A 19,996-nucleotide genomic window follows, 5' to 3' on the forward strand; every position below is an offset into this window, starting at 1 on the left:
AAGTCCCCTAAGGGACTCTTTGAAAACTCATTTTTTCTACTGGAATCTAGGGAACAATATATTATTCTCCAGATGAACATGTTCAAAAGTCATGCTCTCCAGCTCCTCTAGCCGGGCATAAGTCAAACGATAGGTTGTACAAGCATGAGCCGGTGGGGTGAAATCATCTGTTATTTTGCGTATTTGTCTCAATATATCGCCTGCTGTGTCATGTTCACTCTCAAGTTCAAATAATGCCTCGCGAAGTGTGGTCAGCCCTTCTTCACTTGGATTGGCATCATACGCTAATAATTTTGGAAACTCATCTTCCTCTTCTTTAGCTGTATGCTGAAGCAGATCTTCCTTGAGTGCATTAAACAAACTATATAACTCTTCTAAATGAGGTGAATCTCCGCCATGAACCCGGTATACCTTAGTTACATTTTGGCTAATCAGGGGCAGTTCTTCCCGCAGGTAATGGTGATGTTTACTCACAATATGGTCGATTAACTCTGCAGAAGGTGCTGTGTTCCATGCGAGTTCTTCTTGTGGTACCGGATATTCCTCGAACAGCTTGTTGAGATCACTAATGATCATCTCTTGATCTAGTCCACGCTCTACAGCTGCTTCAGCAAGAGGTTTGGCGCCTCCACAGCAGAAATCAATCCGTTTAGACTTGAAATAATCCGCAGCTTTTGGGAATTGCAGCACAATATCTTTTACCAGGGCATCTGGAGTAAATCCAGGTTGCACCGATTGCTTATGCTGTAAATCCGAAATTCTATCATTAGGTTGTTTAGTTTCCATAATAGTTCCTCCTCGGGATATGTGATCAGGTTCTGAAAAAATCTTTTCTACCTGTTCACCTTAACCCTGAAAGGAGTTTTGACTTGTGATTGTACTCACGAAAATTGTATCTCTTTGTTGAACGAAAAAGGTCAATCATGGAGATAAATCCCCACAATCGACCTGTCTTTTGTTAACCACACGGGCATCAGTAATGTTATTTGTCTTACATTTATCTATTCGGTCACACCAAATCTGTATCTTTTATTGAACATAAGCCTGCATATACGTTCGTTTACCCTTTGCGTCCTTTAAATAAGGTCCTAAACCAGCAAAGCGTGAGTGATCCATATAAACACCGGTCATCCATCTGCCTTCTGTCAGGCCACCATTCCATTTGAGGACAAGGTCAGGGGCGGATATCCATTCCTGATAAATCTGTATATTCTGATCTTTGTACTCTTTACAAGGCTTAGACTGCTCCAGTAGACGTAGATCGTTAAGATAAGTTGGCACGAAATAAGAGGATATCGTATGCAAATCATCTTCATCAAAAAAGGGCTCATCCCCTAAAAAGGGTTTAAATAATACGGTATTCTCGTACATGGACCAAATTAAGGCTTGTAGCACCATGCTCTGGCGAATGCCATTATGAAACTTATATTGTCGTTGATTACCTGCCATATTCACTTCTTGAAGAGGTTCCGTCGACTCCAGGCAATGCCGTTCACAACCGATACATTTCCAGCCAGAAGGACTTTGAATCCATTTTTGAAAAATAGTTCCGCTATCATTGTTGCCTTTGTAGAGTGAAGAGATAATGCTGTAAGGCACACCAATCCACGCATCCCATAAGGAATCTGGAAGATGGCTATGCAGCATGAACAACGTCTTGTCATAGATGAGCTGTACTTTGATCGAAGCGTTCTCCAGCTCAGCAACATCCTTTTTTCCATACGTTATTTCCCGGGAAAACAGGGTGGTCTTCATCTCCCTCGCCTCCTAATAGTTTTGCTATGCCTGTACTCCAGCTGAGTAGATTTGAGCAAAAACCAATATTGCAAGCGTTTCCATTCAAGGAACATACAACGTTTTTTCTATTATATTACAGATTTTTTCGATCTGTGCAAGGTTTTTATTTAAAAATTGAAAAGCCCTCCTCCGTTCTTCAGGAAAAAGGGCCACAACACGACTTTGATTTCTACTCTACCCAGCTCTCAGCCCAAGACTGAATCTGCTGCATAACAGGCTCCAGCGCACGGCCTTTGTCTGTTAGTTCATATTCAATACGTACAGGTGTTTCCGGGTATACATGTCTAACCAGGATACCCTCACCTTCCAAATCCTTCATCCGCTCGGACAGCATCTTATCGCTCATTGAAGGAATGAGGCCGGAAATATCTTTAAACCGCTTCGGTCCACTCATCAATGTCTGAATAATAAGTCCATTCCAACGTTTGCCTAAGAAAGAGAAGGCTGTCTCAAATCTGGGACACATCGAAATTTGATGTTCTTCCATTGTTCTCACCTCTCACTAGCGAAACTTACTATTAGTTAGTATATATAATATTAACACATTTCATCCCTGATGAACATCGTTTACTAAAAAAAGTTCATCTGACATTATCATTATATCCTCGTTGTCAATCCCCTGTATGTGCTTTAGATTCCCTTTGAGCAATCGCTTCTGTCACGATTTGCGCCAAGTCATCATTTCCGAATAAGGAGAGTACGCCGAGAACTGTGTCATCGGAAATATCCCCTGCTTCCTCCGCAGAAACCGTTAGGGCAAGCGCTTTTCGCAAGGCTTCATTCCCTTCTTGCTGTGGATAAGCCTGCAAATATAAACTGTGCGGGTCGAGTCCTTGATTCACGCACCACTGGGCGAATACAAGGATCATCATCTCTTCCTCCCGCTTATAGCTTTCGATGATTTGTTCCTCCACTAATTTACGGTTGTCTTCCATATTTTACTCCTTTCTTAGAGACCTCATTCAGCAAGCTGAGCTGCCAATCTATGACTAGGCAGAACTGCTGAAGCAGCAATACTGCATAACTCTGGTGTATTTATATTGTTCAGAAAATGATCTACCACTCCACCGAAACCTCTTCTATCCAGCACCGTATCCCAGCTTCCAAAGCTCTGGGTCCGTGGCAAAGCATTTTTTTCATATAGGATGGCTTGGTCCAGATCTGCCACTTCCACCGAACGGCCATTACCGTGCAGCTCCAGCTTCTCCAAATCAACACCAGCCTCACGAACCATGCTATACATCCCCACTGAGCCTTGCTCCCAACCCAGCATTCCAGATGCCTGGACAAGTCGCCCCTCTCCATTGGATTGAAGATTACTGCGAAGCAGCTCATACTGATCTCCACATAACCATAACAGCAGATCAAGCATATGAATCAAGTCGTCATGTACAGTCTCACGGCTGCTGCCTAATTGCAGCTTCGTGCGATGTTTAATCGCGTGGCAATGGCTAATGCCTCCAGCTTCCTCGAGCCAACTCTTGGCGGTGACATACATTGGGGCAAAACGCCGATTAAAGCCCACTCCTAGCAGCAGCCCTTTATTTTCTGCCAGCTCTGCCATCCTTCTGGATTCTTCCAGATCATAGGACAGCGGCTTATCTACATACACCGAAATCCCCTGTTCGAGACATTTTGTTACTATATCATAATGGGTCGTCGTTGGGCTATGCACAAATACTGCATCCAGATCCCAAGACAACAGCTCGTCTAAATTTGTCGTACCTTTAGGAAAGCGATAGGCATTAACAGCTTGCTCTACTGTTGTGGATGAGTGACTGAGAACCCCCACTACCTCAACTTGTCCATGCTGAGAGAGCAGTGGCAAATATACTTTGCGGGCGATATTGCCAATCCCGATGATGGCGACTCTTTTGCGTACAGAAACGATCACTGATCTAACTCCCCTCTTTATAATTCAAGAATTTATCTCTCTCTTTGTTCTCTATAAATGCTATTATACCTGCTTGGCGTTCGCCGACAATGATCTTCACTTCAAAATTTACTTTTTATCCCGTATGATGAGATGAATGAGTGGAAGAAAGGGTATATTAGCTATGAGAAAATGGTTCTCGATTATTCTTTATGTTTCGGGCACAATCCTTGCGTTTATCTACAGATATGACATCCTTAGCTGGATGAAAGAGGATCATAATCTTTTCGGCTCTATAGGGATCGCAACTTTACTGGCTCTCTTTCCAGTTGTACCGTACAAAGCGGTCATCGGATTTTTTGGTTATGCATACGGAAGTTTGGCTGGTGCTTTAATTTGCTGGGTAGCTACAACCCTTGCTGCCGCATTCCTTTTCGGCGTAGTGAAGTTCTTATTTCAAGATCAAGCGAGAGCTTATCTGACTTCTATTCCCCTACTTGAAAAATTCACAAAAGGCATAGAACGGCGGCCCTTTGCTTCTATTGTCTTTGCACGTCTCTTGCCGATTATCCCGCAGACAGCAGTTAACATCTATGCCGGAGCAGCCGGGCTGCCCTTCTGGAGTTATCTAGCTGCCTCAGCTATTGGAAAAATCCCAGGCATCGCCTTGTATGCCTTCCTTGGGGATCAACTGTTCCAGAACCCTGGAAATGCGATTATAGCCATCGTTGTTTATGCCATTGTGCTTATTATAGCCGGACTAAGCTTTCGTTACAGTTCACAGGAAGTAAGAAACACTAGGTAACAGAGAGCTTATTTGGCGGAAGCTGGCAGGCTGTGGTTATTTGCTTTATAATTAGATTGTGATCTATTTAATTGCATTACATGAATGGAGGGATATTAATGAGTGAACATCAGACTAACCATATAAATTCCAAGGCGGAAAAAGCAACCTTTGCAGGTGGATGCTTCTGGTGCATGGTCTCGCCGTTCGAGGAATTGCCAGGCATTATTAGTGTCGTCTCCGGCTATACTGGCGGGCATACAGTGAATCCTACCTATGAAGAGGTATGCTCCGAAACCACAGGACATGTTGAAGCGGTACAAATTACGTTCAACCCAGAAATTTTCCCTTATAGCAAGCTGCTTGAGTTATTCTGGCAGCAAATTGACCCAACCGATGCGGGTGGACAATTCCATGATCGCGGCACCTCTTACGGAACGGCTATCTTCACCCATTCTGAAGAGCAAAAGCAACAAGCAGAGGCTTCCAAGGCAGCTTTGCAAGAAAGCGGACGATTCGCTAGCCCGATTGTTACCCCGATCCTCCCGGCAGCAACCTTCTATCCTGCCGAAGAATATCATCAGGGCTACCATCGTAAGAACCCGGGCCACTACAAACGTTACCGTAAGGGTTCCGGCCGAGAGGATTTTATCGAAACCCACTGGACACATAAAGAAGATAAACTAAGCTTGAAAGAACGTCTGACGCCACTTCAATATGAAGTCACTCAGAATAGCGCTACAGAGTCACCTTTCCGAAATGATTTTTGGGATCACCACGGAGAAGGCATTTATGTAGATATCGTATCTGGTGAAGCATTATTCAGTTCGCAGGATAAATACGATTCCGGTTGTGGCTGGCCCAGCTTTACACGTCCAATCCGCGATTACGCCGTGAAGGAAAAGACGGACCTCAGCCATTTGATGGTTCGCACAGAAGTGCGCAGCAAAGTAGCAGATTCCCATCTAGGTCATGTCTTCGACGATGGTCCAGGGGAAAACGGCCTGCGCTACTGCATTAATTCAGCGGCACTGCGATTTATACCGAAAGAGGATCTGGAGAAAGAGGGCTATGGCGAGTATCGTGTACTCTTCCAGCCTGCCTAATCTTCGATAACGTGCGAAACTGTACTGTCTTATAGAAAAGCCTCCAATTCACGGTATACCATGAATTGGAGGCTTTTTAATTCATAGGAGCTTATTCTTTATTCTCGTCCTCGTTCGCTTTCTTATCCTTTATTGAGGTTGTCACCTTTGGCTCTGCTGGTGCAGGGAGTACCTCCTTGTTCAGCTCCCGATTTTCCTGCCGTATCCGCTGGGTCTGCTGCTCCCGTCGTACGCGGATATTTTTGCGGGCAAACCAAACGATGGCTAAAATAATGCCCACACCGATTAGAATCGGCAATGCGCCTGCAAGAATTACAAAAAGCCACTGAAACATAACAGATAGTGCGTTCAGGCTTCCTTTTAAAGCATCTGATGCGCGTTCCAGCAATGGACCTTGCTCTGCCTTTTCCTTCACAGCTAAACTCTCATCCGTCTGGTACACTCTAAGCTCTACCGTTGAAAAGGATACGTTCTGATCTATATATCGCATTCTGCCTTTGATCTGCTCAATCGTTTCTTGAATCGAACCAAGCTCGTTTGCAAAGGCGACCAGATCACTTGATTTCGTTGCTTTTTTCATAAACTCAGTATATTGAGCTTCCATTAACTGCTTTGCCTTCAGACGCGACTCTAGATCAATATACTCCTCCGAGACATCCTGACCTTGAATGCTGCGCTGTAGCGATTCGTGTTTTACTTTTTCCAAATTATTCAGAAAAGGAGAGAATCCGGAGGCTGGCACCTTAAGGATAAACGTCCCCCCTTGCTCATATTGCGACATGTTCTCGTTAAACTCTATAATATATCCTTTAGCCATCGTTACCATGTTTCGAATTTCAGTCTGAGCTTTACCGTAGTCTTCTACTTCCATAGTCAGATTGGCATGATAGATAAGCTTCTTGTTCAATCCTTCCACGACATCACTGCCCGTAAATCCCGCGTTTGCTTGATCCGTGTTCTCTGATGTCAAACCTTTTTCAACTGGGGCTTCGTTGCCTCCCGCTGCTGTCTCAGCCTCTGCTGAGGTGTTCTTATCCGCTAATGTAGCTTTTGAAGATTGCTCAGTTGTTGCTGCAGCAGAATTACTCGTATTTCCGCCGTCACTAGCTAATTTGTCAGCTGCCGAATTGTTATCACCCGAGCCACAACCTGCCAATACCACCGCAAGAATTAATAAACATAAGTAATGCAGACCCCATTTGCGCATTCTCATTCCTCCAAAAATGTAGTGGTAATCCCTAGCATTGTAACGTTACGGAATGTCATGTTCTATACAGATCTCTTCCGTCTCTCATTTCTTTGACGCCCCAAAACTTGGAAGGTTGCACTGGAATATGGAATTTCGGTAAATTTCTTTTGGTTTTTCTTGTTGAAATACACAAAAAGCCGCATTTCTGCGACTCTTATTGGACATATTTTTTATATGGGAGGGGTCCCGAAAGTTAAAGAACTCATTTGCTTACAAACTCATTATTTGGTACAATTACCACGTCTAACCTAGTAAAAAAATCCAAATACCCTCTATTCATAATGAATGAGGGCGTGACACGGCTTTGCTGAGACAAGCTCCACCTTGCTGAACAGAGCCGTTCTTTGAATGATACTGTCAATTACTAAAAGGGGAGGTGAACCCTCATGGCAAAAGACGTAGTTTGTGAAGTTAACTCCTGCACCCACTGGGCAGAAGAGAACAAATGCAGCGCTGAATCGATCTTCGTAGCTTTCCACAGCTCCCAAGAACCAAAACGCGCAGAAGAAACAGATTGCAAAACTTTCGAAAGTAAATAAGTAAATGCCTAAAGGGACCCTCCACGGTTCCTTCTTTTTCTTTTTCATTCTAACAAGATTGAGAATTATTATCAAGTAGCTGATTACAAAAAAATAATTGAACTAAAAAGCCAGGGTAAATTACCCTGGCTCTAATTTATTTAAGTCTATTTAGAAGCAATAACCCCTGTCTTTTCCCTCGCAATAGCAGCAGCTCTTACCATGTTACGTAGTGCATCCTCTGTCTCCTGCCAGCCCCGCGTTTTCAGACCGCAATCCGGATTAATCCAGAACTGTTCAGGGTCAAGCACCCGCAGCGCACGATCGATATTCGCAGTCATTTCTTCGACAGCTGGAACCCGCGGGCTATGGATGTCGTACACTCCAAGACCGATTCCTTTATCATAGGCCTGCTCCTCAAAGCTGATAATCAGCTCACCATGGCTACGTGAAGTCTCAATGGAGATTACATCAGCATCCATAGCCGATATTGAATCGATCATGTCATTAAATTCGCTATAGCACATATGCGTATGAATTTGTGTCGTAGCCTTCACATGGTTCGTGGCAACACGGAACGACTTCACTGCCCAGTTCAGGTAATGCTCACGGTCTTCTGCCTTTAGCGGAAGTCCTTCACGAATAGCCGGCTCATCCACTTGAATCATTTCGATGCCTGCATCTTCCAACGCTTTTACCTCATGGCGAAGGGCAAGAGCAATTTGATTGGCTACCTCTTCCCGGCTGAGATCATCACGTACAAATGACCAATTGAGGATAGTAACAGGGCCCGTCAACATTCCTTTAACCGGAAGCTTCGTCAACGATTGTGCATAGACGCTTTCTTTAACAGTCATAGGCTGTATAAATGCAATATCCGCGTAGATCACCGGCGGCTTAACGCAACGGGAACCGTAGGATTGAACCCAGCCATTACTAGTAAACAAGTATCCATCCAGCTTTTCTCCGAAAAACTCCACCATATCTGTACGCTCGAACTCGCCGTGGACCAGAACATCCAGACCTAGCTTTTCTTGGAAGGTAATTGCATCCGCGATCTGCTCACGAACAAATCCATCATAACGCTCCTGATTCCAGACCCCTTTACGCCATTTCAATCTCGCCTGGCGCACTTCGACTGTCTGCGGAAAGCTACCAATTGTAGTGGTTGGCAGAAGTGGAAGCTGCCATTTCTCTTGCTGCACCTTTAAGCGCTCAGCAAAAGGCAGACTGCGTTGGTCTGGTAGAGCTGCAAGTGCAAGCACTTGCTCCGCCACATCCTTACGGCCACGCTCAGGTAGTGCGCGGAACGCTGCAATAGCTTCACGACTAGCGGCCAGCGCTGCTTGAGAAGCTTCTCCTTTATCTGCGACGGCTGCTCCGAGCAGACTAAGCTCTTTAAGCTTCTCATCGGCAAAGGCTAACGCATTCTTAACTGTCGCCTTCAGCTTCACTTCACCTTGAACGGTGACTGGGACATGCAGCAGGCTGCAAGAAGGCTGAAGAATAAGACGATCAAGCGGTACATGAACGCTGAGCTTTTCTACCAGTTGCAGCTTAGCGTCTAAATCGGAACGCCAAATGTTCCGTCCATCAATAATTCCGGCACCCAGCCATTTGTCCTTCGGCCAGCCAAGACGTTCGATGGAAGCCAGATTCGTTCCACCATCGTGCACAAAGTCAAGACCCAAGCCTTGAACAGGCAGCTCTAGCAGTGCCTCCAGCGGCTCAGCAGCTTCAAAATACGTCTGTAAAATAATATTCAAGCCCGGCACGGAGCCGGCAATGTCTGTGTATATCGAGTTAAGCAGTGTTAATTCTTCTTTACTTATGCCTGTAACAATCGCTGGCTCATCGATTTGTACCCAGCTTACCCCTTCTTGCTTCAGTTCCTGTAGCAGTTGAACATAGACTGGAACAAAACGTGCAGCAATCTTGGCGATATCTGCCGCTGCGTAACCTTTGGACAGCTTAAGGAAGGTATACAGACCTAAAAGTACCGGTTTACCTTCAATCCCTGCCTGCGATTTAGCAAAACGATAAGCCGCTAGAGGTTTGTTTTCAGTCAGGCGTGGTGTTTGTGTGCCGATCTCTGGAACGATATAGTGATAGTTCGTATTGAACCATTTGGTCATCTCGCAGGCAGTAGCCTCAGCATTACCACGGGCCATTGCAAAATAAAGATCAAGCCCGATGTCGCCGCCATCATACGCATACCGTGGAGGTACGATTCCAAACATAACAGCCGCATCCAACACATGATCATAAAATGTAAAATCATTTACCGGAATAAGCTCAATTCCTGCTTCTTGCTGGGTCTTCAAATGCTGCAGCTGGATTGCTGCCATTTCGGAGCGGAATTGCTCCTCATTTATTTTCCCCTGCCAGAATGCCTCCAGTGCCTTTTTCCATTCGCGGTTCTTTCCGATTCTCGGATATCCAAGATTGCTTACTTTTACCTTATTCGTCATTTCGATACACTCCCTCTTCAATCTCTTATTTCAAACTCCAAAACTACTTGCTTTCCTATAAAAAAGAGCGCCCTTCCCTAAAAAAGTCAAAGGGAAAGACGCCCATGATATACCCATGGTTAACGTCTAACACCTCCCTATCTTCCGTAGGTGAAGCAGTGCTGTTGAAACAGGCAGGTCTCCTGGCTAGCGGCGTCAACATCTTGAGCAGTCTTCCCAGCAGTAGTAAATTGCCAGTGACCTCTGTTGCTCGAGATTCTTCCGTTACAGTGGCGGGACCGCATCGGCTTCGAACCGAATTTCCCTATTAAGCCTACCGAATTACTATTTTCCGGTCAGCACCTGTCTCCGATATCATTCATCATTTGAGTGTCTTAATCTGATGTCATCATACGTGAAAGCCCCAGCAATCTGCAATAGATTACTGGGGCTTCTGTTATATCGATTCCTTATAACGGACTTAGAAAAATACGAAATATACTACAGCAGCAAGAATTATACGGTATATAGCAAACGGTAAGAGCTTGATACGATTGATCAGTTTTAAGAAGAAACGCATCGATAACAGCGCAAATAGGAAGGCACTAATAAAGCCTGCAATAAAAAACGGCAGCGCGTCCATGGTGAAATATTGCCAGTTCTTCATCAGTGACAACAGACTGGCACCTGCCATGATGGGTACTGCCATAATAAACGTAAAATCAGCAGCGGCACGATGGCTCATCCCGAGGATTACGCCACCAGAAATCGTCGAGCCCGAGCGTGAAAATCCAGGCCATAACGAAAAACACTGTACAAGACCTACACCAAGTGCCTGTTTGTATGTAATCTGATCTACACTCTCAGTTCTGATCTTCTTCGGCCCAAACAGATCCGCAATAATCATTAATATAGCCCCGATCACTAGACCAATTAACACCGTTGAGGTAGAGAATAAATGCTCATCAATATAATCATTAAACAGAACACCTAACACACCTGCAGGCACTAACCCTACCAGAACCTGTGTCAGCTTGAGGTGCCCGCCCTGCTCTAACTGCGGTAGCTTCTCTGTTACAGGGTCCAACTGCTTACGGCTGAAACGCCTTAAGCCCAACAGATCAATGAATCGATTTCTAAAAATCACAACAACCGCTAATATAGAACCCAGTTGAATAACTATTTTGAAGGTATTTGCCGTATATTGTCCAAATAACTCCTGTGATTTCAGCCACATATCATCAACAATAATCATATGACCCGTGGAGGATACTGGAGCAAATTCGGTTAAACCTTCAACAAGCCCCAAAATAATGGCTTTAATAATCGTTAATAGCTCCATGTGTTTCCCTCCTTTTTAATAGTCATTTCTATTATCAGTCCTCCACCCGCTTAGCCCTCAGTGTTCATTCTCCGGCTGCGTTTGCGGAAGTACAGAAACCCAAGAATAACTAATCCGCCAGCAATTAGTACATAGACCACATTGGAGTACACATCCATGTACATGGCAATGTCTTCCCAGGATTCGCCCAAAGCCGCGCCAATAAGCACAAGCAGCAAATTCCATCCCAATGTGCCAATCGTTGTGAAGATCATAAATACTCCAAATTTCATACCTGACATTCCCGCCGGAATCGAAATCAGACTGCGGACCAGCGGAACCATCCGACAAAACAATACAGTCCAATAGCCATATTTATCAAACCAGGCGTCAGCCTTGTGGATATCTTTTTTAGTAACGCGAATTAGACCCCCCCAGCGTTCAACCAGTTTCTCTAACCGGCTCACATCCAATAATCGGCCAATATAATAGAGAATTACTGCACCCAGTAGTGATCCAGCAGTGGCAGCAATGATTACACCAGGGATCGTTAAGCTCGTCGTAGTGGTCATAAATCCTCCAAAGGGCAGGATCACTTCTGAAGGAATTGGTGGAAATATATTTTCAAAGGCCAGCATCAGAAAAATACCGAAGTAACCAAACTGCTCCATAAAATCTGTAATCCATGCTTGCATTCTTGTTACCCCCATTTCTCATATCAAGTTCTTCTTCAGGTTGCGTAAATAGCGGCTGCGAATAAAAAAGAAGTATAGTCCTTGAACAGCCAAATATCCGAGTAACACCGCGCCTGTCTCCGTTGCGATAGATAAGTAGAACAACCGTTGAAGCGCAATAAAGGCAAACACACTGTGTAAAATAGCTATTCCGACCGGCACAAAAAACAATAGAGCGAGCTGAATTGTGACTATTCGATTGAGTTCTTTATCCGTAAGCCCCATCTTGGACAAAGTGGAATATTGATTGCGATCATGATCAAGATCGGTATATAACCGGAAGTAAAGAAAGCTGCCTGCCGCGATAAAAAAGACAGTACCCACCAGCAATGAAGCAAAAAGCATTGTGTTATACAATGTTTTCTGAAGTTCAAACAGCGTGCCGCTGATCACAATCGCATACGGAGAATCACTTTCATAGGACTGTTTGCCTTTATGGGCAAGATCATCTGCGATACCTACCGTCTGTGGAAAATCCTCTACATAAAAACCTGTATAAAGATCCGTCTGCACGGGATCAATAGCGCTGTAGAGCTCATCACTGATCACGACACCACTAAAATCCCCGCCATCTCTACCATCCAGCTCCGGCAATAAATATTCAGCAATGGGGACTTGCGCGGTATAACCTATTTCTTTAATGGCAAGTCCTTGCTGCAAGGAATAGACCGCTTTTACTCTGCCTTCTGTTAAACTGCGATCCCGCTGTGAACCAATCATCACCAGACCTTCGTTGCCCACCAGAGCACGCTCAGCCGTTGTGAAACCTGCACGCTGCAGGGCGAGATTATAATCACTAAAAGCAATCAAGGGAAGGCGTAAAGTGCGATCGGGTCCAGTCTGAGCTTCGACCTCAGCATATTTAATCGGGATACTAAGCGCTTCATAAGGGAGTCCGTGCGTCTTGAGCTCTTCCTTAATTTCGTTCAGATGCTGATCAAAGGGTTCATCCGCCTGATTTCCTTTAGCTACATAACCCACTGCTGCAGGATAATCCAATTTCAGCTCTCTGGAAAGTGTATGTATCGATGCAAATACCCCTACTGAAGTGAAGGAGACTGCGGATACAATCGTCACCATAAAAAACATTCGGCCATTCTCTTTCCAGCGGTAGGACAAGCCCGATAAAGTGATGATATTCGTACGATGCCAATACAAGCGCCGAATGTCCTTAAGCAGCTTAACCACACAAATACTTAGCTGGGTATAAAAGAGATACGTCCCGATAACCGTAATTGCAACGACCGGAAACATGACTTTCTCTACGGAAGCAGCTTTTGCAGTAGCCGCCAAATAATAACCACTAATCAGCAATACAGCAGTAATAATAGATAATACAAAGGATACTTTGGGTTCTTCTTCTGCCTTACGCTCTCCCTGAAACAGACGCATCAGTGACTCATTGCCGATAAAAACAAAGGTGCAAAGCGATATCAGAAAAAACAATAACACGAAGCTGCAGATCGTAAGCACAAGTGCCTGCCATGGGAGATGAAAGGTTAACAGGGGAATTCCCAAAAAAGTGGATCCGATCATCAGAAATAATTTGCCCAGAAGTAACCCGAGAAGGGTACCCGTCAGGATGGCAGAGGTGCCGATCATCATATTTTCCAGAAAAACCATGGTGTTTAGCTGTCTCTTCGTCATTCCATGCATCAATAAAATTCCGAACTCCATCTTCCGCGACTGCAGGAAGGATCCAACGGATACGAGCACGAACAAAGAACAAAAGACATAAATAATTGCCTCTGCCACCATCATCGTATGAGCCGCCGTACTATAAATTAAGCTCTTTGAAATATCCGGATGGTAAATAAACAAAGCGCACACGAAAAAGATCATCACCGAAAAAGCACTGACGACAAAATAAGCGGCATATTTGCGTTTATTACGTGTTACATTCCTATAAGCGAATTGCCGAAAGGTCATGGCTGGTTCCCCCAAGCAGAGACAACATATCAATAATACTTTGGAAGAAAGCGCCTCTATTACTGCCTTTGTACATTTCACTATAGAAACGTCCGTCTTTAATAAAGATGACCCGGTTGCAAAAGCTTGCAGCCACTGCGTCATGCGTGACCATCAGCACCGTAGCTCCTTCTTCCTTATTCACCTCTGTCAACATATTCATGACTTCCCCTGAGGCTTTGGAATCCAGATTGCCTGTGGGCTCATCCGCCAAAATTAACGCTGGACGATGAATCATCGCCCGGGCGATAGCCGCCCGCTGCATTTGTCCGCCTGAGACCTCATACGTGCGCTTCTTCAGTAAATGTTCGATACCAAGCAAGGTAGTGACCTCTTTTAGCCTGCTCTCCATCTCTGGGACACGGGCACCTGCAAGCGTTAAAGGTAATACGATGTTCTCCTCTACAGTGAGCGTATCCAGTAGATTAAAATGCTGAAAGACGAAGCCTAGCTCATGACGGCGAAAAAGTGCCTTTTCTTTTCTGCTAAGCAGATTAGGATCTCGGCCGTTGATCAGAATCTGACCGGAGGTCGGTTGGTCGATGGTGGCAATCGTGTTGAGCAGCGTTGTTTTCCCGCTCCCTGATGGGCCCATTATGCCAACGAACTCCCCCTTTTCTACAGAAAAGCGGATATGATTCAGCGCCTGAGTGGACACTTTACCCTCATATATTTTTGATAAATTATGAACATCTAGAATGGGCAAGTGTTACCTCTCCTTCTTTCGACTGGATTGCCTTCATTATACAAAGTGTACACATGGGCTGCTATTTCTGAAACTTACAATGCCCTTACACATTTGTAAGGTTTGTTATATGCTGCTCCCTAAATACAATCCGCACGGTGGTCCCGCTTCCTTCTTCGGAACGGATACTCACCTCATGTCCAAGCTTGCCGCAGATCTGCTTCACGAGATATAAACCCATCCCCGTAGATTCCTGGAAGGTTCGTCCATTCACCCCGGTAAAATATGCATCGAACACGCGCGGCAGATCTCCTGCTGGTATGCCCACTCCTTCATCCCGGATCTCAAGCACAGTCTGCTTATCTTCCGTGACCATCCCTTGAAAAAAAACATGTTTGCCCTCTACAGTCGTATAACGTACAGCGTTCGTAATCAGCTGCGTAAGGACAAAAGTGAGCCATTTTTCATCCGTAGTTACGGTAATCTGCTCATCTATTTGTATAGCTGGAAAAACTCTTTTTCGAATAAAAAGCCGCTTCTGCTCAGAGGTCACACCACGCACGATTGTCTCCAAATTCAGCCGTTCCACATAGAAATCGTGTTCAAAAGTATCCAGACGGGCCGTATAAAGCACGGTATCCAGTCCTTTTTTCAGACGATCCAGTTCATCACCAATTGCCGTAAAAGGAGGGCCATCCTTATCCTGAATGATCAGATGAATGACAGACAACGGCGTCTTCATGCCATGTACCCATTGATTAATAAAGTGAATATGTTCTTCTAATTTGTGGCGGTAGCTGTGCAAATCATTTTTGTAGAGGCGGAATTGCGACCCCAGTAAACCTCGCAAGCTTACGGCTAGCGGAGAATCCTGTGCAGGGCCACCTGCCTCATCGAGAGAGGAGGGCGTAGTCTCCAAACGTTCATAGAACGTGCGATTGGTGACATAACGGTAAGCGAGGTAGCCAATCAGTAGACAAGTGCTAAGCAGCGCGGCATATAAACTTACATTCAGACCGCTGCCTCCATCCAGCCGATACACTAATGTGATCAGGACTAGCTGGGCTAGATAAACCACGATCAGGGGGAACTGTTCCCTTAAAAACAACTTCATTCCTCATCCCCCCAATTCGGAATCAAACGGTAGCCTTGACCGCGCACGGTTTGTAGTCCATCTGTGATAGCGAGAGCAGCAAGTTTTTTGCGTACACGTGTAACATATACATTTAATGTATTTTCATCCACGAAGGCTTGATCATCCCAGATTTTTTCGAGCAGCCTGTCCCGGGTAACGATGACTCCGGACTTTTGCATCAGCTCATCTAGTATTTTGGCTTCCGTGTGGCTTAAGTCCACTTTAGCTTCGCCTCGGGTAAGGATTAGCCGCTCTACATCCAGCGTCATTCCCGCAACGTTCAGTGTGCGTTCATTATTCCCTCCGGCATAGGTGCCGTAGGCGCGCCGCAGCTGACTTTTGATTTTGGCCATCGCGATTTCGTAATCAAAAGGCTTAGTGATATAATCGTCGGCTCCATTTTCCAGCGCCATTACTTGGTCCATTTTGCCATCGCGGGCAGATATAAAAAGAATAGGGCAGGTTGAAATTCCGCGAATTTGGCGGCACCAGTAATAACCATCGTATTTTGGCAAATTAACATCAAGGAGCACCAGATGTGGCGCGAACGCCTCAAACTGAGTGCGGACCCGCTCAAAATCACTCACCGCCTGCGTATCATATCCAAACTTATGTAAATAATCCTGCAGCAAAGCCACAAGTCCACGGTCATCTTCTATAATAAATATTTTAAACATATCATACCTCCGGTCCAGCCTTAACAATATAAGGGGGTCTGCCAAATAATATATACACCGTGCATAGGGTTAGTCAAATCAGAAGGAAGAAAAAAGAACCCATGAAGCACCTATTTACGGCACCTTCTAGGTTCTTGGATAAGTTAGGTTTGAGGATATCAACTAGTCCCATTGTTTCTTCTGAATCCCGGCAAGAACTCGCTCTACAGGTGCCCAGCCGATAAGTTCTGGTTGGCTCCAGCCTGGAGCAGCTTGCAGATGGCAAATTTCCATGTAGTGATCTATCCTTACTTTATCCCAGGCATGAATGGCCTCGCCATTCCCAAGGGCCAAAGCTACATGCCCCCAATCCTTAAGCTCACCGTCCACCAAACCTGAGCAAGTATAAAAAACAAACGCGCCAGCTGGCGGAGCCCCGGTGTTCTTGTGCGCATCGTACAGCTCAGCGGATTCACGTGCATCGCTGCCTCCCCACATTTCGATCCCATTGCTTCTTTCATATGCATCTTCAACAAAAGCAAGACAACGCAGCGGATACTCCTGCGACCCCAGCCGCTCTTTAGCCCAACTAATAGCATTCCCAATTTCCTTGCCAAATTCCACGTCCATTACCAATATACATTCCTCCAAAGTACGATTTAGTGTTGAACACATCATACCTGAACCAGCTACTCATGAACTGGTATTATATAGTTATTAATTAAACTATCCCAATCCTACCTGAGTGGTCATCTACTTCGGCCAACCATTACTTACAAAAACATAAAAAACCGTAAATGAGCATAGCCCATTACGGCTTTAACAAACTATAAATTGGTTTAAGAATACAGTAGTGGTGGTAGCAGTGGTGGTAGCAGTGGTGGTGGCAGCAGTGGCAGCAGTGGTGGTGGCAGCAGTGGCAGCGATAACGGTAGTGGAGGACAATTTAGAGTTGATATTGCAAACGCCGAACGGTGATATCCCATCGAACATAAGTAACTTATTGCTTGTTGAAGTAACTTATCTGTGGATATATAGCGCTTATAGAGATGTATACGCTCGATCGGCTCTATTCTATGGGATTATACCGCTCCTTTGGCCGCAACTACTCCATCCGCTCCATTCTACGGGATTTATACCGTACATTTGACCGTATACGCTCGATCGCCTCTATTCTACGGGATTTATACCGTTCATTTGGCCATATACGCTCCATCGACTCCATTCTACGGGATTTATACCGTTCATTTGACCGTATACGCTCCATCGGCTCCATTCTACGGGATTTATACCGTTCATTTGGCCATATATGCTCCATCGGCTCCATTCTACGGGATTTATACCGTACATTTGGCTATAGGTGCTCCATCGGCTCCATTCTACGGGATTTATACCGTACATTTGGCTATAGGTGCTCGATCACCTCTATTCTGCGGGATATATACCGCTCATCTGACCGTATACGCTCGATCGGCTCTATTCTACGGCATTTATCCCGTTCATTTGACTGTAGGTGCTCCATCGGCTCCATTCTACGGGATTTATACCGTTCATATAGCCGTAGGTGCTCCGTCGGCTCCATTCTGCGGGATTTATACCGTACATCTGACCGTATACGCTCCATCGGCTCCATTCTACGGGATTTATACCGTTCATTTGGCCATATACGCTCCATCGGCTCCATTCTACGGGATTTATACCGTTCATTTGGCTTATATGTGCTCCGTCGGCTCCATTCTACGGGATTTATACCGTACATTTGGCTATATGTGCTCCGTCGGCTCCATTCTACGGGATATATACCGTTCATTTGGCTATAGGTGCTCCGTCGGCTCCATTCTACGGGATTTATACCGTTCATTTGGCTATAGGTGCTCCATCGGCTCCATTCTACGGGATTTATACCGTACATTTGGCTATAGGTGCTCCATCGGCTCCATTCTACGGGATTTATACCGTTCATTTGACCGTATACGCTCGATCGGCTCTATTCTACGGGATTTATACCGTTCATTTGGCTATATGTGCTCCAACGGCTCCATTCTACGGGATTTATACCGTTCATTTGGCTATATGTGCTCCATCGGCTCCATTCTACGGGATTTATACCGTTCATTTGGCTATATGTGCTCCATCGGCTCCATTCTACGGGATTTATACACTTCATTTGGCAGTATCGAGTAAATCAAAGGCACTTTTACCCTTCTTTCGCGTCACACTAGCTCATTCGAGCAAATCAAAGGTACTTTCGCCCTTCTTTCGCGCGATACTAAACCTTTACAGCAAAACAAGGGCATTTCTGCCCTTGTTTCACCATCCCAATATAGAACCACCGCTGAAACGATGCGTCCTCTTGTAATGTTGTATACCTCATATGCTCCATATTTCGTACGCTCTTTGCTACATATGTTCAGCAATTCCACGCTCACTCCACATTTCGTACGCTCTTTGCTACATATGTTCAGCAATTCCACGCTCACTCCATATTTCGTACGCTCTTTGCTACATATGTTCAGCAATTCCACGCTCACTCCATATTTCGTACGCTCTTTGCCTCATATGTTCAGCATTTCCACGCTCACCATATTCCGCGCGCTCTTTGCCTCATATGTTCAGCATTTCCACGCTCACTCCACATTTCGCGCGCTCTTTGCCTCATATGCTCAGTATTTCCACGCTCACTCCACATTTCGCGCGCTCTTTGCCTCATATGCTCAGCAATTCCACGCTCACTCCATATTTCGTACGCTCTTTGCTTCATATGCTTTCCACGCTCACTCCACATTCCATATATCCTCTACTCCCACGCTATGCGCTTCGCTCACGCAGACTTATCTGCCATCCAGCAAATTGCCAAGCCCACCAAGCACGCTTCCTTCTTCTTTCCGACCGCTGTTGCCGGCAGCGGACAGGATGCGATCGGCCATTCGGCTGAATGGCAGCGATTGTACCCACACCTTGCCGGGTCCGCGCAACGTTGCGAAGAACAGGCCTTCACCGCCGAACAGCGCGGTTTTGACCCCTTTTACAAACTCAATATTGTAATCCACCGAAGACGTCATAGCGACTAGACAGCCAGTGTCCAGCTTAAGCGTCTCTCCCGGTTGAAGTGTGCGTTCCATAACATAACCGCCAGAGTGTACAAATGAAAGTCCATCACCCTCCAGCTTTTGCATAATAAAACCTTCCCCACCAAAAAAGCCAGTACCCAGCTTACGCTGAAATTCAATACCGATTGAAACGCCCTTTGCCGCGCAAAGGAACGCATCCTTTTGACAGATGATTTTTCCACCGTATTGCTGCAAGTCGAGCGGGATGATTTTGCCTGGGTACGGAGCAGCAAAGGTAACACTTTTACGCCCATAAGAACCACTGTGTGTGAAGACAGTCATAAACAAGCTTTCACCTGTCAACAGACGTTTGCCCGCGCCCATCAGCTTCCCCATCAAGCCACTTCCACGCGAGCCTCCGCTGCCGTCACCAAATATCGTCTCCATTGTTATTTCCTGATCCATCATCATAAAGCTCCCGGCTTCGGCAATTACACTCTCTCCTGGGTCAAGCTGCACCTCTACACACTGTATTTCCTCACCCATAATGGCATAATCAATCTCATGAGCACTCATCCCGCAGTTCCTCCTTATAATTAAAGTCATCATGTGACTTATGAATGAAAATATATACGTGCGTTGCGATTCACGGTTTCGCTAATCATAACTA

Annotated in this window: 20 protein-coding genes and 1 riboswitch; of the genes, 5 read left to right on the forward strand and 15 right to left on the reverse strand. The window is 45.4% G+C overall.

Translation table 11 applies throughout. From position 1 onward, the window contains the following. Positions 1-36: 36 nt before the first annotated feature. The 5 genes from ric to NSQ50_RS21870 form a co-directional block, all read right to left on the reverse strand. Positions 37-732, reverse strand: coding sequence for an iron-sulfur cluster repair di-iron protein (ric, locus tag NSQ50_RS21850; protein ID WP_038574702.1), 696 nt, complete (start codon positions 730-732; stop codon positions 37-39). Positions 733-1,029: 297 nt separating this feature from the next. Next, positions 1,030-1,755 (reverse strand): hypothetical protein, encoded by a 726-nt coding sequence (locus NSQ50_RS21855; RefSeq protein WP_076098623.1) that lies wholly within the window; start codon positions 1,753-1,755, stop codon positions 1,030-1,032. Between the two features lie 211 nt (positions 1,756-1,966). Next, positions 1,967-2,284 (reverse strand): winged helix-turn-helix transcriptional regulator, encoded by a 318-nt coding sequence (locus NSQ50_RS21860; protein WP_036682958.1) that lies wholly within the window; start codon positions 2,282-2,284, stop codon positions 1,967-1,969. Positions 2,285-2,408: 124 nt separating this feature from the next. Then, positions 2,409-2,732 (reverse strand): hypothetical protein, encoded by a 324-nt coding sequence (locus NSQ50_RS21865; protein ID WP_036682960.1) that lies wholly within the window; start codon positions 2,730-2,732, stop codon positions 2,409-2,411. 23 nt (positions 2,733-2,755) lie between these two features. Beyond that, positions 2,756-3,691: a Gfo/Idh/MocA family protein gene (locus tag NSQ50_RS21870; protein ID WP_036682963.1), complete on the reverse strand. Its 936-nt coding sequence runs from the start codon at positions 3,689-3,691 to the stop codon at positions 2,756-2,758. A 163-nt stretch (positions 3,692-3,854) separates the two neighbouring features. On the opposite strand from NSQ50_RS21870, the gene NSQ50_RS21875 reads away from it, so the two are divergent. Both NSQ50_RS21875 and msrA read left to right on the forward strand, forming a co-directional pair. Further along, positions 3,855-4,475, forward strand: a complete 621-nt coding sequence (locus tag NSQ50_RS21875; RefSeq protein ID WP_076098621.1) for a TVP38/TMEM64 family protein — start codon at positions 3,855-3,857, stop codon at positions 4,473-4,475. A 98-nt stretch (positions 4,476-4,573) separates the two neighbouring features. Beyond that, positions 4,574-5,560 carry a peptide-methionine (S)-S-oxide reductase MsrA gene (msrA, locus tag NSQ50_RS21880; protein ID WP_038572566.1) on the forward strand — a complete coding sequence of 329 codons (987 nt, stop codon included), beginning with the start codon at positions 4,574-4,576 and terminating at the stop codon, positions 5,558-5,560. Between the two features lie 91 nt (positions 5,561-5,651). Here msrA and NSQ50_RS21885 read toward each other — a convergent pair whose 3' ends face one another. After that, a complete protein-coding gene (locus NSQ50_RS21885; protein ID WP_076141630.1) occupies positions 5,652-6,767 on the reverse strand; it encodes a DUF4349 domain-containing protein in 1,116 nt (371 codons plus the stop codon). A gap of 428 nt (positions 6,768-7,195) precedes the next feature. Here NSQ50_RS21885 and NSQ50_RS21890 point away from each other — a divergent pair, with 428 nt between their 5' ends. Further along, complete coding sequence (locus tag NSQ50_RS21890; RefSeq protein WP_076098619.1) at positions 7,196-7,348, forward strand: DUF1540 domain-containing protein; 153 nt, start codon at positions 7,196-7,198, stop codon at positions 7,346-7,348. Positions 7,349-7,494: 146 nt separating this feature from the next. Here NSQ50_RS21890 and metE read toward each other — a convergent pair whose 3' ends face one another. From metE to NSQ50_RS21930, 8 genes are all read right to left on the reverse strand, one after another. Next, positions 7,495-9,798: a 5-methyltetrahydropteroyltriglutamate--homocysteine S-methyltransferase gene (gene metE, locus NSQ50_RS21895; RefSeq protein WP_076104363.1), complete on the reverse strand. Its 2,304-nt coding sequence runs from the start codon at positions 9,796-9,798 to the stop codon at positions 7,495-7,497. Positions 9,799-9,953: 155 nt separating this feature from the next. Next, a riboswitch (cobalamin riboswitch) is annotated at positions 9,954-10,159 on the reverse strand. Between the two features lie 99 nt (positions 10,160-10,258). Continuing rightward, positions 10,259-11,119, reverse strand: a complete 861-nt coding sequence (locus tag NSQ50_RS21900; protein ID WP_036682972.1) for an undecaprenyl-diphosphate phosphatase — start codon at positions 11,117-11,119, stop codon at positions 10,259-10,261. A gap of 50 nt (positions 11,120-11,169) precedes the next feature. Continuing rightward, on the reverse strand, positions 11,170-11,793 hold the full coding sequence (locus NSQ50_RS21905) for a DedA family protein (RefSeq protein ID WP_036682974.1): 624 nt from the start codon (positions 11,791-11,793) through the stop codon (positions 11,170-11,172). 18 nt (positions 11,794-11,811) lie between these two features. Continuing rightward, a complete protein-coding gene (locus NSQ50_RS21910; RefSeq protein WP_076098617.1) occupies positions 11,812-13,761 on the reverse strand; it encodes an FtsX-like permease family protein in 1,950 nt (649 codons plus the stop codon). Then, entirely contained in the window at positions 13,736-14,506 is a 771-nt protein-coding gene (locus NSQ50_RS21915; protein WP_036682980.1) for an ABC transporter ATP-binding protein, read from the reverse strand. The genes NSQ50_RS21910 and NSQ50_RS21915 overlap by 26 nt, the downstream gene beginning before the upstream one ends. Before the next feature lie 85 nt (positions 14,507-14,591). Beyond that, positions 14,592-15,599: a sensor histidine kinase gene (locus NSQ50_RS21920; protein ID WP_076223568.1), complete on the reverse strand. Its 1,008-nt coding sequence runs from the start codon at positions 15,597-15,599 to the stop codon at positions 14,592-14,594. Then, positions 15,596-16,297, reverse strand: a complete 702-nt coding sequence (locus tag NSQ50_RS21925; RefSeq protein WP_036682984.1) for a response regulator transcription factor — start codon at positions 16,295-16,297, stop codon at positions 15,596-15,598. Before NSQ50_RS21925 ends, NSQ50_RS21920 begins: the two co-directional genes overlap by 4 nt. Before the next feature lie 162 nt (positions 16,298-16,459). Continuing rightward, entirely contained in the window at positions 16,460-16,906 is a 447-nt protein-coding gene (locus NSQ50_RS21930) for an NlpC/P60 family protein (protein WP_076223616.1), read from the reverse strand. A 238-nt stretch (positions 16,907-17,144) separates the two neighbouring features. Here NSQ50_RS21930 and NSQ50_RS21935 point away from each other — a divergent pair, with 238 nt between their 5' ends. Beyond that, the gene (locus NSQ50_RS21935; protein WP_036682987.1) at positions 17,145-17,426 is read left to right on the forward strand and encodes a hypothetical protein; all 282 of its coding nucleotides are present in this window, start codon (positions 17,145-17,147) and stop codon (positions 17,424-17,426) included. Continuing rightward, a complete protein-coding gene (locus NSQ50_RS21940) occupies positions 17,372-18,460 on the forward strand; it encodes a hypothetical protein (protein WP_340949722.1) in 1,089 nt (362 codons plus the stop codon). The genes NSQ50_RS21935 and NSQ50_RS21940 overlap by 55 nt, the downstream gene beginning before the upstream one ends. Before the next feature lie 647 nt (positions 18,461-19,107). Here NSQ50_RS21940 and NSQ50_RS21945 read toward each other — a convergent pair. After that, positions 19,108-19,902 (reverse strand): TIGR00266 family protein, encoded by a 795-nt coding sequence (locus NSQ50_RS21945; RefSeq protein ID WP_036682990.1) that lies wholly within the window; start codon positions 19,900-19,902, stop codon positions 19,108-19,110. Between the last annotated feature and the right edge of the window lie 94 nt (positions 19,903-19,996).

It is taken from the genome of Paenibacillus sp. FSL R10-2788 (assembly GCF_038003885.1).
Lineage (GTDB): Bacteria > Bacillota > Bacilli > Paenibacillales > Paenibacillaceae > Paenibacillus_AQ > Paenibacillus_AQ odorifer.

Bases quoted from the DNA above. Each gene is read 5' to 3' on its own strand.
- NSQ50_RS21865 (WP_036682960.1), bottom strand. From the start codon at position 2,732: ATGGAAGACAACCGTAAATTAGTGGAGGAACAAATCATCGAAAGCTAT.
- NSQ50_RS21900 (WP_036682972.1), bottom strand. From the start codon at position 11,119: ATGGAGCTATTAACGATTATTAAAGCCATTATTTTGGGGCTTGTTGAA.
- NSQ50_RS21930 (WP_076223616.1), bottom strand. From the start codon at position 16,906: ATGGACGTGGAATTTGGCAAGGAAATTGGGAATGCTATTAGTTGGGCT.
- metE (WP_076104363.1), bottom strand. From the start codon at position 9,798: ATGACGAATAAGGTAAAAGTAAGCAATCTTGGATATCCGAGAATCGGA.
- NSQ50_RS21905 (WP_036682974.1), bottom strand. From the start codon at position 11,793: ATGCAAGCATGGATTACAGATTTTATGGAGCAGTTTGGTTACTTCGGT.
- NSQ50_RS21890 (WP_076098619.1), top strand. From the start codon at position 7,196: ATGGCAAAAGACGTAGTTTGTGAAGTTAACTCCTGCACCCACTGGGCA.
- NSQ50_RS21885 (WP_076141630.1), bottom strand. From the start codon at position 6,767: ATGCGCAAATGGGGTCTGCATTACTTATGTTTATTAATTCTTGCGGTG.
- NSQ50_RS21945 (WP_036682990.1), bottom strand. From the start codon at position 19,902: ATGAGTGCTCATGAGATTGATTATGCCATTATGGGTGAGGAAATACAG.
- NSQ50_RS21860 (WP_036682958.1), bottom strand. From the start codon at position 2,284: ATGGAAGAACATCAAATTTCGATGTGTCCCAGATTTGAGACAGCCTTC.
- NSQ50_RS21910 (WP_076098617.1), bottom strand. From the start codon at position 13,761: ATGACCTTTCGGCAATTCGCTTATAGGAATGTAACACGTAATAAACGC.
- NSQ50_RS21875 (WP_076098621.1), top strand. From the start codon at position 3,855: ATGAGAAAATGGTTCTCGATTATTCTTTATGTTTCGGGCACAATCCTT.
- NSQ50_RS21925 (WP_036682984.1), bottom strand. From the start codon at position 16,297: ATGTTTAAAATATTTATTATAGAAGATGACCGTGGACTTGTGGCTTTG.
- msrA (WP_038572566.1), top strand. From the start codon at position 4,574: ATGAGTGAACATCAGACTAACCATATAAATTCCAAGGCGGAAAAAGCA.
- NSQ50_RS21855 (WP_076098623.1), bottom strand. From the start codon at position 1,755: ATGAAGACCACCCTGTTTTCCCGGGAAATAACGTATGGAAAAAAGGAT.
- NSQ50_RS21920 (WP_076223568.1), bottom strand. From the start codon at position 15,599: ATGAAGTTGTTTTTAAGGGAACAGTTCCCCCTGATCGTGGTTTATCTA.